Source organism: Bradyrhizobium yuanmingense, assembly GCF_025200905.1.
GTDB classification, from domain to species: Bacteria; Pseudomonadota; Alphaproteobacteria; order Rhizobiales; family Xanthobacteraceae; genus Bradyrhizobium; species Bradyrhizobium yuanmingense.
The window spans coordinates 758,840-771,593 of record NZ_CP104173.1 but is presented as its reverse complement, the minus strand read 5'-3'; the positions used below and the strand labels follow the sequence as shown (position 1 = coordinate 771,593).

The window sequence follows — 12,754 nt, the reverse complement described above, 5'->3', positions numbered from 1 at the left end:
ATTGCACGGCGCTGGACGCCGCGAATCACGCATGCTTGACGGATGCTGCGGGTTCTAACATTCGCAACCCCGCGGCAGCTAGCTTGCGATCGGTTAGAGGCGGCCATAAGCCCGGGCGAATCGATCGGGGCGAATCAGTGGACGAGGAACGATATTGCCGACAGATGAGGCATGCAGGTGAAACGGATCATTGACGGAGCGGCCGCTGCCGGCCTGATGGAGCCGCTGACTGCGCTGGTGGTGAAGGCGGGCGAGGCGATCCTCGCCGTCAACCGCGCGGCCATGCGGATCGACGGCAAGCAGGATGGCTCGCCGGTGACCGAGGCCGACCTTGCCGCCGACCGCATCATCGCGGACGGACTCGCGCAGCTCGCGGGCGACGTTCCGACGCTGTCGGAGGAGCGGACCCAGCTCGCCTCCCCGCCGTTCCAGGGCAGCTTCTTCCTGATCGATCCGCTCGACGGGACCAAGGAGTTCCTCGCCGGCCGCGACGAGTTCACCGTCAACCTCGCCTTGGTGACGGACGGCGTGCCGCTGCTCGGCATCGTCTCCGCACCCGCACTCGGCCTGCTCTGGCGCGGCATCGTCGGCCGCGGCGCCGAGCGCGTGAGGTTCAACGGCGCGACGATCGCCGCCGCCGAGCCGATCCGCACCCGCAAGCTGCCGGCGCGCGGGGAGCCTTGGATCGCCGCAGTGAGCCGTTCGCACGGCGATGCCAGAAGCGAGGCGTTCATCGCCGACCGGCCCAATGCCGTCAGGATGACGTGCGGCTCGGCCGTGAAATTCGGCCGCATCGCGGAAGGCGGCGCCGACATCTATCCCCGTTTCGGGCCGACCTCGGAATGGGACGTCGGAGCCGGCTGCGCGGTCGTGACCGCGGCCGGCGGCAAGGTGACCGACGGCAAGGGCGGCGAGCTCCGATTTGGCCAGCGCAGCGATACCGGCTTCATCATCCCGGAATTCATCGCGTGGGGCGACCCGCAGGCGGTAGGCTGCGACTGACCAGGGCTCGTTACTGCCCGAGCTTCTCCTGCAGGGCCGGCCAGCGCTTGCCCACCTCATAGAGGAAGCGCTCGGGATCGGCGACGAAGGCGTCGCGATTGTCTTCCCGGCTGAACAAATAGAGCCGCTGCGCCACGATCGCGAAGAAATGCGGATTGGCGGGGACGGTGACGCCGCGGGCGATATCGACCGGATCGTAGCCGCCGAATTGCGGTCCGTAGATTTCGGGATGGGCCTGGAAAGAGGCGCGGTTGCCCTCGTTCCGGAAGCGCCAGACGGCCCCCCAGAGGTTCGCCTCGAACTCCGCCGTCCCCTGCACGGCCGCGCCGGCGACGAAATAAGCGACGGGGTCGAAGCCCTCGATGGCGACGCCGCTGAAGCGGTTGACGACGATCCGCTCGGTGGTGGCGGCCCCTGTCGGTCCGCCGGCACCGAGGATCCAAATGCCCGCCAGCAGGCAGAGGCGGCGGGCGATCAAGGCAATTCCGGGGCGCAAAGGGCTATCTTCCTGCCGTTGTGCCGTCATAGTTGCTGCGGATAACATCCGAGTCGAGGGGACATCCGGCGCAACCTAGGGCCATGCCTGTTGGCGTGAGGTTAAGGAAGCGACCGGATTCGATACCAGGGGTTCTTTTATGACTTTCGCATCACGCCTTGCTGCGCTCGCGCTTGCCGCGATGATCGGCTGGATCGTGCCGGCCTCCGCCCAGCAGGCGCCGCCGCCTGACCTGCCGCCGCCGCAGCGGACCCCGACGCCCAATACCTATGGGCCGGACGAGCTCGTCACCGCCGGCCATCGCTTCTTCGGCAACGTCTCGCGCGGGCTCGCCTCGATCATCGAGAAGGCGGTCAGCCAATGGGGCCTGCCGAACGGCTACATCCTGGGTGAGGAAGGCTCCGGCGCCTTCGTCGCCGGCCTGCGCTACGGCGAGGGCACGCTCTACACCAAGAACGCCGGCGACTTGCGCGTCTATTGGCAGGGCCCCTCGCTCGGCTTCGACTGGGGCGGCGACGGCGCCCGCACCATGACGCTGGTCTACAACCTGCCGGCCACCAACGCGATCTACCAGCGCTTCGCCGGCATCGACGGCTCGGCCTACATCATCGGCGGCTTCGGCATGACGGCGCTGACCTCCAACAACATCGTGCTGGTGCCGATCCGCTCCGGGCTCGGCCTGCGCCTCGGCGCCAATATCGGCTATCTCAAATACACCCCGCGGGCGACCTGGAACCCGTTCTAGGCCCACGTCCTCCCCACTGCCCACCGATCAAGGTTAACGACAGAGCGGGGCTGGCTTTCTGCCGGCCCGCCATGGCATTGTCGTTGGTGAATTTTTCCTTAAGCTTGGGAGTTCTGGCCCATGGTCGAACCGATCATGTACCTGGCGATCGGTTTCCTGCTCTCGATGCTGTGCGGGCTTGCGATCGTGCCGCTGGTGCATAACCGCGCGGTGCGCCTGACCACGCGCCGGCTCGAGGCCGCCACCCCGCTCTCGATGGCCGAGATCCAGGCCGACAAGGACCAGCTCCGGGCCGAATTCGCCATGTCCGCGCGGCGGCTCGAGATGAGCGTCGAGCAGCTCAAGAACAAGACCACGAGCCAGCTCGCCGAGCTCGGCAAGAAGAGCGACGCCATCAACCGCATGAAGATCGAGCTCGGCGAGAAGAACGCCACCATCTTCGCGCTGGAGGCGCGCGAGAAGGCGGTGAAGGAGCAGCTTCGCGCCACCGAGGAGGAATTCGCCGCCAAGACGGCGTCCTTGCGCGAAGCCGAGATCGCGTTGACGGACAAGCAGGCCGAGCTCGCCAAGATCAACTCCGAACTGTCCGACCGCTCGATGATGGCGGAGAGCCGCCAGGTCGAGCTGGTCGCAGTGCGCGCGCAGATCGAGGAATTGAAGCACCGGGTCGGCGATGCCGAGAAGGAATTTGCCGCGACGCAAGCGCGCCTCGCACAGGAGCGCACCGAATCCGAGGCCGCCTCGCGCGAGCTCGCCGAGGCGCGCGGCCGCGTCGAGAATCTGAGCCAGCGCGTCACCGAGCTCGACCGCCAGCTCATCGTGCAGGTCAAGGAGGCCGAGATGCTGTCGAGCCGCGTCGCCGATCTCGAAGGACGCCTTGCCACGCAGGGCAAGCTGCTCGCCGAGCGCGACTACGAGAACAACCAGCTTCGCCAGGCCAACGAGGCCAACGAGCGCACCATCAAGGAGCTGCGCGTCGAGATCGCGGGCCTCAGCGGCGGGAAGTCGTCGGCTGCGATGGAGCAGCTGCGCGCGGAAAAGGCCGCGCTCGAGGAGCAGCTGCGCAGCGCACGCGACGAACGCGCGAAACTCCAGCGCGACATCAACGCGATCCAGCAGCAGGCCGAGAGTTCCTGGGCGACCGAGCGCATGGAGAACGCGCTTCTGCGCGAGCGCATCAACGACATCGCGGCCGAGGTGGCAAAACTCGCGATGCAGCTCGAAGGCCCGAACTCGCCGATCGAGGCGCTGCTCGCGGCCGAGGCCGGCCAGCCGCCGAAGCCGGCGCCGCGCCCGGCCAACGATGCCGCGACCAACGGCGCCGCGACCAGCAGCGCTCCAGCGCCCCGCCTGCCCGAAGGCGGTGGAACGCTGGCCGAGCGCATCCGCGCGCTCCAGGCCCACGCCTCCCGCGCCCGCCAGCAGGGCGCGTAACCGGCCAAAAATCCGGCTTCCCCTGCGGAAGGCGCGACCTGACCAAGGTTTTCCGCCCCGGCGACGGCTTGAAAACTTGACACCTTGGGCCGGCACTTCTAAATCGCGGGCTCCGATGTGCCGGCCGGCCCAAGGTTGCGGCCGCCTGCATGATGGTCCCGGGCGCATAGCTCAGCGGGAGAGCGTTCCCTTCACACGGGAGAGGTCCAAGGTTCGATCCCTTGTGCGCCCACCACGCTTCGCCAAGAGGCTTCGCGTGGCGCAGCCACCCCCAATGGCAGCGAAGCGTGTCCGGCGTAGCTCAAAGAGCGTAGACGGACCGGGGGTCTTGCTTCCGCTCTGTCAAAAATTCGAAAACAACCCCATGCACAGTAGCCGACCTCAGTCGGATCAAAGGGTTACGACTTTTCCGAATTTTCCTTGCTCCGTCGGGCAAAACAGGGGCATGATGGCATCGTCGGGAGAGGCGCACGCTTGATGAGCATGCTGCGCCTGAGGGCCCGCACGGCATCGCCGGCTTAGAGATTCAGGGATGAGCTGGATGACGCTCCCTCGCCCTCCTTCGAAACTCTGGATACGAATCGCGATCGCGGTGCTTGCTGTGGCCGGCATCGGAATCGCGGCCATGGTTGGTCTCATCTGGTTCGCACTCGAAGGATTTGCCAGCTGCCGCAACGTGGTCCTGAGCTCGACGCGGTCGCCCGACGGCACCAAGGCCGTGTTCGTCTTCAGGCAGGAATGCAACGCAACGGTTCCGGATTCCACATATGCGAGCATCGCACCGATGGACCGGACCTTTTCACCTGATCGCAACCACGCATTCCTCGGCTTCGCCGGTCACGCGGAGATACTACCCAGCTGGCGCGGGAGCAACGTCGTCGAAATTGCGATGATGCCAGGGGTCGAGGGAGGCTTCATCCGGCACGATGAGAAGGTCGGCTCGATCCGGATCGATTACAAATGATCTGCGGGCTCGACGAATGATCACCACTTCATGGAGACCGAACCGGCAATCTCTGCTCCGCAACCACGCGCACTGGCGGAAAAGAAACGCAATCCACGACGTCGAACAGCACGCTGATGCTGCCGCTGAATGACTGCGCGAAAGCGATCGCGTCATCGCGCTTTGCGTCGGCGATTTGTGTGCCGAGCGTGCAATGAGGTCGCCAGTTTTCCGGCCGATAATGCAGCCGACACAAGGCTGGATCGATTGCAGCGTTGATGGAAGCGTGCCACCAAACGAGCGTTTCATCGAACTCCGGCTCCGCCCAGAGCACGAGCGGCGGACCTGCGAACCAACAAATTCGCCTGAACGCGACCTGCAATGGCCCTTCGCCTCCAACTGCGCGGAGCATGGTCTCCCACGCGGTCTTCGCGGTAATCTCGGGCGCATCATAAATGGCGAATGTGAAATGCGGCCGATAACCGAGCCCCCTCATCGAAGGCTGGCTCTCAAACGCGGCAACTTCATCCCACAAGGCTTCGATGCGCTCTGCGGAGGAATGGTCGGACCGAATGTTGATAGCCAAAGCCATGCGCTTGGTTGCTCTGTAAAGCAATGGATTTTTGCCTCACCAATGGCGATAAAACCAGGCCTTTTGCGCGCTAGTGAGCCATAAGGACGGAGATATCCGCGTGCTCCATGATATAGCTGGTCGCTCCACCGAATATCATCTGCCGTAGCCGCGTGCGGGTGAAGGCTCCTTTGATCAATAGATCGCAACCGTGTGCCCTGGCGGCATCGAGGACCGCCTCACCAGTTTCGCGCCCGTCCAGCTCAACGCTGATCAAGCTGGCCGCAATGCCATTGTATTGGAGTTGCCGAGCGATCTGACCGGCAGACGGTCCTGGCACCGCTTGGCCGCCGACAACGGTTAGGATCGATACCCTTTCGGCCAGACGAAGCAACGGCATGGCAAATGCGTTTGCCCGAGCTTGCTCGGTACTCCCGTTCCAGTGGATCATAATGTTTGTTGCGACGCTTCTTGGTCCATTCGACGGCGCCAGTAGAACGGGCCTGCCGCTCTCAAACAGCGCGGACTCAATCGCGCGGCGGTGAGGGCCCACCGCATCAATGTCAGACCGCGCCATCACGATCAGATCGAAAGCGCGCCCATAACTTCCGACAAAGTCTTCGCCCTCAGGCGCGGTCTCCAGCCAGCCGAAGCATGGCGGGTTCGACCCTGCGGTGGCGCGGGGAACATCATGCTTCAGCATGAATGCTTCGAAAAAGTTGCGCATGTCGTTCAGTTCGGCTTCGCTCTTCACTTGATACGTGTCCAGGAGAATGCCGGTGGCCAATTCGGCGGCCGCATATTGAGGGATGCCGAACCGGAGTGGAAAGCCTTCGATATAGGCGCCGGAGCGACGCGCTAGGCCTACGGCCACAGCGAGCGTAGCTGTCATCATCGGAATATTCTGAAGCGGGACCAGGAGCGTCTTCATTTCGAATCTCCGATTTTCTGACGAAGATTGACGGTGGATGCATGCTCTCAATTGGGGCGGCGTCTGCAACAGCTTCACTTTGCGAGCCGCTCTGGTTTGCCACCGTCAACGGTTGCAATCATGCGGCCTGCTCAAGCCTCGCATCGATCTCCTGGCGCAGCGCGGCGAAGTCGATTGGCTTGGTCAACAGGTCGGCGGCGCCCTTCTCCAGCGCCTTGCGCTTGGTCTCGGCATCACCGTAGGCCGTGATCATGATAACCGGTACATCGGGGCGGGCCGAGCGCACGATAGGCAGCATCTCCAGTCCGCTCATTCCGGGCATGTTGATGTCGGACAGGATCAGAATCAGGGTGGCATCCGCAATCTCGGCCGCGCGCTGCAATGCCAGGGGCGCCGAGGATACAAACTCCATCAGAAAACGACCGGCGCGCAGATCGCGCCGAAACTGCTGGCGGAACAGCGCCTCGACATCGGGCTCGTCGTCGACCACCATGATATAGACGCTCAATTTCTGCCTCCGCTCTACAATGGTGCCGCCCGCGTACGCGGCAGCGTAATAATGAACTCGGTATATTCGCCCGGCTCGGTATCGACCTCGATGCTGCCGCCGTGCTGCTTCACGATGATGTCGTGGCAGATCGAAAGCCCAAGGCCAGTTCCTTCGCCGGCCGGCTTGGTCGTGAAGAATGGATTGAATATCTTCTCTCTGACGTCGGCCGGGATGCCGGTGCCATTGTCGCGAATGCGAATTTCGACGGCGCCGCCGAGGTCTGTGGTCGTCGCACGCAGTCTTGGCTCGAAGCCGTCACCGACGACCTCCTTTTGTTTGCTGGCCGCGTAGAAACCGTTTGAAACCAGATTGAGGAACACCCGCGTGATTTCCTGCGGATACAGCTCGAGGGCTCCCGCAGACGGATCGAGTTTCCTTTCAAGCGTGATATTGAAGCCGGCTCTTTCAGCGCGGGCTCCGTGATAGGCCAGGTTGAGACTTTCTTCGAGGATGGCGTTGATCTCCGCCGCGCGGCGTTCGCCGGACCCCTCGCGGGAGTGCAGAAGCATATTCTTGACAATGGAATCGGCGCGCGTTCCGTGCTGCACGATCTTTTCCAGGTTACCTTGCAGCATGTGGATCAGCGCGTCGATGTCCTGCCTTTCCACCTCGCCGAGGCCGGCTGAGCGCAGCGCGTCGCCGAGCTCGTCGGTCAGTTCGGAGGACAGCGCAGCAAAATTGTTGACGAAATTGAGCGGGTTCTTGATCTCGTGCGCAATGCCGGCGGTGAGTTGCCCGAGCGAGGCAAGCTTCTCGGTCTGGACCAGCCGATCCTGCGTATTTCGCAATTCCTCGAGCGATTGCGACAATTCCATGGTGCGCTCGCGCAGTTCATTCAGCAGGCGTGCATTCTCGATCGCGATCACGCCCTGGTGTGCGAAGTTGGACACGAGCTCGATCTGCTTGTCTGTGAAGGGTTTCACTTCCTGGCGGAAGATCGTGATCGTGCCAATCAGCTCATCTTCCTTGAGCATGGGAACGATGACGAGGGTCCTTGCGCCGGCAAGGTCAGCGAGCGCGCGAACATTGGGGTTGCCTTCGATATAGGGCGGCTGCGTCCTGATGTCGTCGATATGAACGGTCTGATGACTCTTCTCGACGGTGCCGAGCCCGCTCGCGGGATGTGGGCGAATGTTCTGGTAGAGCCGGGTATCGACATAAGCTTGCGGCGCGTTGTGCAATGCGACCGTGCGAAAGCCGCCCTCCTCGTACAGATTCATGGTGCCAAAGCCGGCGCCGCAAATTCGCGTCGCATTCTCCAGCATCTTGTGGAAGACCGGAGCGAGCGCGCCCGATGAAGCGCTTATGATCTCCAGCACCTCCGACGTTGCCGTCTGCCGCGCCAGCGATTCATTCAATTGCTCGAACAGACGCACATTGCCAATGGCGATCACCGCCTGGTCGGCAAAGGTGGCGACGAGTTCGATCTGCTTTTCGGTGAAGGGCTGCACGCGCTTGCGGGCGACCACGATCGCGCCGATCGGCTCATTTTCGCGCAGAAGGGGAACACCGAGCGCCGTGCGCTGACCAGCGATCGTGATCGACGCCTCCAGGCCGTATTCGGGATCGGCAGCGACGTCGAGGATTTGCACCGGACGGCGTTCGAGGACGGCTCGACCCGTGACCGTGCCCCGGCCGGGAGCGATCGGATGAGCCCGCAGAAAGGCAATGTAGTCCTCGGAAAACCCGACCGCTGCTCCGGCCTGATATTCATCGCCCTCGCGGCGCATGATGAAGGCCATCTCCGCCTCGCACAGCCGTGCCGCCGAATCGACCAGCGTGTCGAGCACGGTTTGCAGGTCGAAGGTCGAGCGGCTGATCACCTTCAGCACGTCGGCGGTCGCAGTTTGCTGCTGGAGCGATTCGGCGAGATCGCGCGTCTTCGCCTGGACCTCATCGAACAGCCGCACATTCTCAATCGCGATCACGGCCTGATCAGCGAAAGTGGAGACCAGGTCGATCTGCTTGTCCGTGAACGAGTTCGCGGTCTTGCGGCCCAGGAATAGCACGCCGATCACTTCTCCGGACCGCAGCAGGGGTACGCCCAGAAGGGTGCGGTAACCGCCGGCCCTCTGTTGCTCGGGATAGGCATAGTCGGGATCGGCCAGGACATCCGGAATCTGAACAGCCTTGCCGCACAGCAGGACGCGCCCAACGAGGCTACCGCGTCCAGCATTGAGCCGAACGCCCGCCGAGACCTTGGCCCACTCCGGCGAGAAATTGTACCGAGTTGCGTGATAGAAGGAGCCATCGGCGTCCTGCCGGAGGATTGCCGCCATGTCGGCCCCACACAGCGACGCCGCCGATTCCGTCAGCGTGTCGAGAACCGTTTGCAAATCGAACGCGGAGCGACTGATGACTTTCAACACATCGGCGGTCGCGGTCTGCTGCTGCAGCGATTCCCGCAAGTCGTCGGTACGCGCCTGCACCTCGTCGAACAGCCGCACGTTCTCTATGGCGATGACGGCCTGGTCGGCGAAGGTCTGCAGAAGCTGCACGTGATGCGGAGCGAAGGCCCCCGGCTCTGCCCGCGTGACGCTGATCATGCCGATCACCACGCCGCCAGTCGCGAGCGGAACGAACAACATGCTGCGAAAGCCGCGGGCGCGCGCGATGAATTTGATCTCGTTCGTCAACGCTTCCGTATCGGGGGTCGGCACCACCTTGCCCGCCTGTGTCCTCGCAAAACTCTCGAAATCGGTGATCGGACGCGGAAACATCTTCTTCAAAGCTTCATCGGCGGCAGAATTCGTCGGCGTGAACGCCGCCAAGTGGGCATTGCCGTCGATGAAGCGGAATACGGTCGTCGAAAAGCCGCCGAGCAAGGCATTTGCGCGCCTCGCGATTGCATCGAATACCGGCTTCACCTCCGATGGCGAGCTGGCAATGATCTTGAGAATGTCCGCGGTGGCGGTCTCGCGATCTTGTGCGGCGCGCAACTCGGCCAGGAGCCGCGCGTTCTCCTGCTGCAATTCCGCCACAACGCCCTGAGGAAGCGCGGCCATGATGAAAATCCGTGTCGGCAGCCGGTTCGCGGCCGACGTCAAAATTTAATCAAGAAAGCGCCGGGAATTATTTCACCATCAGGTGCTTCCGACCAGACATACCGTGAGTTGATTTTCGATCGACTACGCGTCAATTCGTCCTCGTGATCGACCGAAGCGGCAAGTTTCACACAATGCCGCTGGAGGCCGATTTACCTCGGGTCCGCCTGGTGCTGGCGGCAGGGGGATCGCGGGACCCACGTGCCGCGAGCGCCGTAGATTGCGTCCCGAAACACCTAGGAGAGTCCCATGGCGACCATATTCATCACCGGCAGCACCGATGGCCTCGGCCGGGCGGCGGCCCAATCGCTGCTCGATCAGGGGCACCGCGTGGTGCTGCACGCGCGTTCAGCCGATCGTGCCGCGGCTCTCGGCGGCCTCACTTCGCGTGCGAAGGGATTGGTGATCGGCGATCTCAGGAGCGCGGGGGAGACGCGGAGCATCGCCGACCAGGTCAACGCGATCGGGCGCATGGATGCGGTCATTCACAATGCCGGCGTCTACACGCGGCCGAGCCGCGGCGCGACGCCGGAAGGCCATGCCGAGACGCTGGCCATCAACACGCTTGCGCCGTTCATGCTGACGGCTCTGATCGCGCGGCCCGCTCGATTGATTTATCTCAGCAGCGGATTGCACCGCGGCGGAGAGGGCTCGCTCGACGACCTCGATTGGACCAAGCGGGCCTGGAACGCCGCCACGGCCTATGCCGAGAGCAAGCTGCACGTCGTCGCGCTCGCCTACGCGCTGGCGCGGCGGTGGCCCAACGTCCTCTGCAACGCCGTCGATCCCGGTTGGGTGCGCACGAAGATGGGAGGCGCGGGCGCCCCTGTCGATATCGACACCGGGCAACGGACCCAGACCTGGCTGGCAGTCAGCGAGGATCCTGCGGCCCTCGTGAGCGGCCGCTATTGGCATCATCTCGAGCAGCAAGAGCCGGCCCGTGAGGCGACCGATCCGAGGTTTCAGGACCGGCTCATCGGCAAATTGACCGAGCTGACGGGCGTCGAGCTGCCGGAGGAGTGACGCACAACGATTCGTTGTCATTGCAGACTCGCAATGACGAAGCAGGCTTCAGGCGGCCTTCGGCCGCCAGGCCGTGTAGAGACCGATCAGTGTCCCCATGGCGACCAGCGCGGCTGCCAGCAGCACCTGCAATTCGCCGTTGTCGGTGGGGCCGATGGACGACACCAGCCGGGATACGATGACGAACAGAATGCCCACTGCGGCCGCGGCACCCACGCAGAGATAAGCGAGCTCGCGCGTCAGGCTGCGGCCGAGCAGTCCGAGGGCCGTGAAATACATCGAACAGGCGTTGGGATGAACGAACAAGGCAATGCGCGCATAGCGGCCATAGGCGTCGAACAGGGACTCGCATCGGCGCAAGGCCGCCTTCGAGGCCACCCGCTGCAGAAACGGCCTGAAGAAACGCGCTTGTCCATAGCTGAGAACGGCGCCCAGGATGATGGCGAGCCACGCCGCGAGGAAGACGGAGCCATCCACGGCCTTCGGACTGAGCGCCACGGACATCAGGATGAGGGCGGTGCCGGGAAAATAGCCGAAATACGGGAAGACCGCTTCCACCAGCACGCAGGCGAACATGAAGGCTGGAAACCATGCCGACCCGGCCGCGCCATGGACGATGGCGTTCAGGTCGAACAGGCTCGTCCTGTAGAGAACGAGGTACATGCACATGGCGAGGCCCGCCAGCGCATAGAACGGCAAGGCTCCAGACAAAAACCGTCTCATCCAATCATCAACTTCGTTTGGCGGAGACGACGGCCTCGCGCTGTTCCGGATCTGCTTTAGGCGAATGGGATTGAGGCTGTCGATGGCGCTCTTTGCCACGCAACTCACCTCGGCTTGCGCACCCCTACGCAATCGACAGGATCTCGATCTCCTGCGCACCTGAACCGACGACGTCGCCGACCGCCTTGCCCATCAGCGACCTCGCGACGGGCGCGACGAACGAGATCGAGCCGGCCTTGGGATCGGCTTCGTCCTCGCCGACGATGCGGTAGGTCTGGACGCGGCCGTCAGCGCGGCTGAAGCTCACGGTGCTGCCGAACGCAACGATTTCGGTCGCGACAGGATCGGGCATCACCTGCGCCGTACGCAAGCGTTCCGTGAGATAGCGGAGATCGCGCAGGGGCACGGCGGACTGCCGTCGCTTCTCGTTGACGTCCTCGATGGCTTGCGCGGCTTCATAGGCCGCCCGCGCTTCGGCGAGCTGCGCCTGCAATGCGTTGAAGCCTGCTTCCGTCACGAGGTTCGGATGCGGCGAGATCGGGCGGTCCGGCAACAGCGTCTCGGACGCGGTTTCGGCGCTCTCTTCCTTGGTGAAGGCGACGCTCAATTGAAGATCCTGTCGAACTGTTTCGCTTGCGACGCCATGGCGCCGACGACCGAGATTATATCTCAAGTTCGACGAAACGGCGGAGCTTGAAGACGAGGTCCGGCACGGCTTGGCGGAACCGGGTTGCGTTCTGGAAACTGGTGGAGAACGGCGCGAAAGTGAGCATCGCGTTCCAGTGCCGGTAACCGTAGACCGTGACCGAGACGCCGGAACTCGGGAAGTTGTCCAGCTTGCGCAGCTCGCCGAGCACGAGATCGGCGATCGCCTCCGCCGGCAGCAGCCGCTTGCCGTCCCGCGTGGTTGCGATTTGCGCGGGCGGCTCGGCCGGCTCGGCGGCCGCCGCTGCGGCATCGGGCGCGCTCTCGGCTTCGGCCGCATCGGATCCGGACTCGGACTTGGACTCGGACCTGGACGTCGCGGCCGGCTCCACGGGATCCGCCGGCACGATCGGCGGGACCTCGGCGAGCGGAGGCGGTGCAGCAGGGTCTGCGCGCTTGTTGCCTCCCAGGATGCTGCTGATCATGGCCACAAGGCCGGCATCCTTCACCTCGTCGCTCATCATTCCCCCCGGGCTTCGGCCTACTCTAGCACCGCTCGCGCAGACCGCCACCGGCGATGTGGCGCAATGGAGGGCCGGACGCCGCCGAATGATCGGCGGCACCACGTTCGATCACGTCGCGCCACG

General features: G+C 63.8%; 13 protein-coding genes and 1 tRNA gene. 6 read left to right on the top strand and 8 right to left on the bottom strand.

Features of this window, described 5'->3' with window-relative positions:
* Window positions 1-171 precede the first annotated feature (171 nt).
* Window positions 172-1,002 (top strand): 3'(2'),5'-bisphosphate nucleotidase CysQ family protein, encoded by an 831-nt coding sequence (locus N2605_RS03715; protein WP_085969075.1) that lies wholly within the window; start codon window positions 172-174, stop codon window positions 1,000-1,002.
* A gap of 10 nt (window positions 1,003-1,012) precedes the next feature.
* Here the strand turns inward: N2605_RS03715 and N2605_RS03710 are convergent, their stop codons facing one another.
* Window positions 1,013-1,498 carry a YHS domain-containing (seleno)protein gene (locus tag N2605_RS03710; protein ID WP_036009801.1) on the bottom strand — a complete coding sequence of 162 codons (486 nt, stop codon included), beginning with the start codon at window positions 1,496-1,498 and terminating at the stop codon, window positions 1,013-1,015.
* Window positions 1,499-1,637: 139 nt separating this feature from the next.
* Here N2605_RS03710 and N2605_RS03705 point away from each other — a divergent pair, with 139 nt between their 5' ends.
* The 4 genes from N2605_RS03705 (at window position 1,638) to N2605_RS03690 (ending at window position 4,641) form a co-directional block, all read left to right on the top strand.
* Window positions 1,638-2,243, top strand: coding sequence for a DUF1134 domain-containing protein (locus N2605_RS03705; protein ID WP_036009799.1), 606 nt, complete (start codon window positions 1,638-1,640; stop codon window positions 2,241-2,243).
* Window positions 2,244-2,363: 120 nt separating this feature from the next.
* Complete coding sequence (locus tag N2605_RS03700; RefSeq protein ID WP_036009798.1) at window positions 2,364-3,677, top strand: coiled-coil domain-containing protein; 1,314 nt, start codon at window positions 2,364-2,366, stop codon at window positions 3,675-3,677.
* Window positions 3,678-3,837: 160 nt separating this feature from the next.
* Window positions 3,838-3,912: transfer RNA gene (locus tag N2605_RS03695), tRNA-Val, on the top strand.
* Between the two features lie 390 nt (window positions 3,913-4,302).
* Entirely contained in the window at window positions 4,303-4,641 is a 339-nt protein-coding gene (locus N2605_RS03690) for a hypothetical protein (protein WP_156446969.1), read from the top strand.
* 28 nt (window positions 4,642-4,669) lie between these two features.
* On the opposite strand, the gene N2605_RS03685 is transcribed toward N2605_RS03690, so the two are convergent.
* From N2605_RS03685 to N2605_RS03670, 4 genes are all read right to left on the bottom strand, one after another.
* On the bottom strand, window positions 4,670-5,212 hold the full coding sequence (locus N2605_RS03685; RefSeq protein ID WP_036009795.1) for a 2'-5' RNA ligase family protein: 543 nt from the start codon (window positions 5,210-5,212) through the stop codon (window positions 4,670-4,672).
* Window positions 5,213-5,282: 70 nt separating this feature from the next.
* Window positions 5,283-6,122, bottom strand: a complete 840-nt coding sequence (locus N2605_RS03680; RefSeq protein WP_036009793.1) for a universal stress protein — start codon at window positions 6,120-6,122, stop codon at window positions 5,283-5,285.
* A gap of 118 nt (window positions 6,123-6,240) precedes the next feature.
* Window positions 6,241-6,630, bottom strand: coding sequence for a response regulator (locus N2605_RS03675; RefSeq protein ID WP_036009791.1), 390 nt, complete (start codon window positions 6,628-6,630; stop codon window positions 6,241-6,243).
* 14 nt (window positions 6,631-6,644) lie between these two features.
* Window positions 6,645-9,677 (bottom strand): GAF domain-containing protein, encoded by a 3,033-nt coding sequence (locus tag N2605_RS03670; RefSeq protein WP_036009805.1) that lies wholly within the window; start codon window positions 9,675-9,677, stop codon window positions 6,645-6,647.
* Between the two features lie 288 nt (window positions 9,678-9,965).
* Here N2605_RS03670 and N2605_RS03665 point away from each other — a divergent pair, with 288 nt between their 5' ends.
* Window positions 9,966-10,739, top strand: coding sequence for an SDR family NAD(P)-dependent oxidoreductase (locus tag N2605_RS03665; protein ID WP_260345854.1), 774 nt, complete (start codon window positions 9,966-9,968; stop codon window positions 10,737-10,739).
* Between the two features lie 48 nt (window positions 10,740-10,787).
* On the opposite strand, the gene N2605_RS03660 is transcribed toward N2605_RS03665, so the two are convergent.
* The 3 genes from N2605_RS03660 to N2605_RS03650 all read right to left on the bottom strand — a co-directional run bounded on the left by N2605_RS03660 (window position 10,788) and on the right by N2605_RS03650 (window position 12,628).
* On the bottom strand, window positions 10,788-11,462 hold the full coding sequence (locus N2605_RS03660) for an SNARE-associated domain-containing protein (RefSeq protein WP_225126682.1): 675 nt from the start codon (window positions 11,460-11,462) through the stop codon (window positions 10,788-10,790).
* A gap of 124 nt (window positions 11,463-11,586) precedes the next feature.
* Entirely contained in the window at window positions 11,587-12,069 is a 483-nt protein-coding gene (greA, locus tag N2605_RS03655) for a transcription elongation factor GreA (protein WP_036009784.1), read from the bottom strand.
* A 55-nt stretch (window positions 12,070-12,124) separates the two neighbouring features.
* Entirely contained in the window at window positions 12,125-12,628 is a 504-nt protein-coding gene (locus N2605_RS03650; protein WP_260345852.1) for a hypothetical protein, read from the bottom strand.
* Window positions 12,629-12,754 lie beyond the last annotated feature (126 nt).

Bases quoted from the DNA above. Each gene is read 5' to 3' on its own strand.
- N2605_RS03715 (WP_085969075.1), top strand. From the start codon at position 172: ATGCAGGTGAAACGGATCATTGACGGAGCGGCCGCTGCCGGCCTGATG.
- N2605_RS03705 (WP_036009799.1), top strand. From the start codon at position 1,638: ATGACTTTCGCATCACGCCTTGCTGCGCTCGCGCTTGCCGCGATGATC.
- N2605_RS03700 (WP_036009798.1), top strand. From the start codon at position 2,364: ATGGTCGAACCGATCATGTACCTGGCGATCGGTTTCCTGCTCTCGATG.
- N2605_RS03690 (WP_156446969.1), top strand. From the start codon at position 4,303: ATGGTTGGTCTCATCTGGTTCGCACTCGAAGGATTTGCCAGCTGCCGC.
- N2605_RS03685 (WP_036009795.1), bottom strand. From the start codon at position 5,212: ATGGCTTTGGCTATCAACATTCGGTCCGACCATTCCTCCGCAGAGCGC.
- N2605_RS03680 (WP_036009793.1), bottom strand. From the start codon at position 6,122: ATGAAGACGCTCCTGGTCCCGCTTCAGAATATTCCGATGATGACAGCT.
- N2605_RS03670 (WP_036009805.1), bottom strand. From the start codon at position 9,677: ATGGCCGCGCTTCCTCAGGGCGTTGTGGCGGAATTGCAGCAGGAGAAC.
- N2605_RS03665 (WP_260345854.1), top strand. From the start codon at position 9,966: ATGGCGACCATATTCATCACCGGCAGCACCGATGGCCTCGGCCGGGCG.
- N2605_RS03660 (WP_225126682.1), bottom strand. From the start codon at position 11,462: ATGAGACGGTTTTTGTCTGGAGCCTTGCCGTTCTATGCGCTGGCGGGC.
- N2605_RS03650 (WP_260345852.1), bottom strand. From the start codon at position 12,628: ATGAGCGACGAGGTGAAGGATGCCGGCCTTGTGGCCATGATCAGCAGC.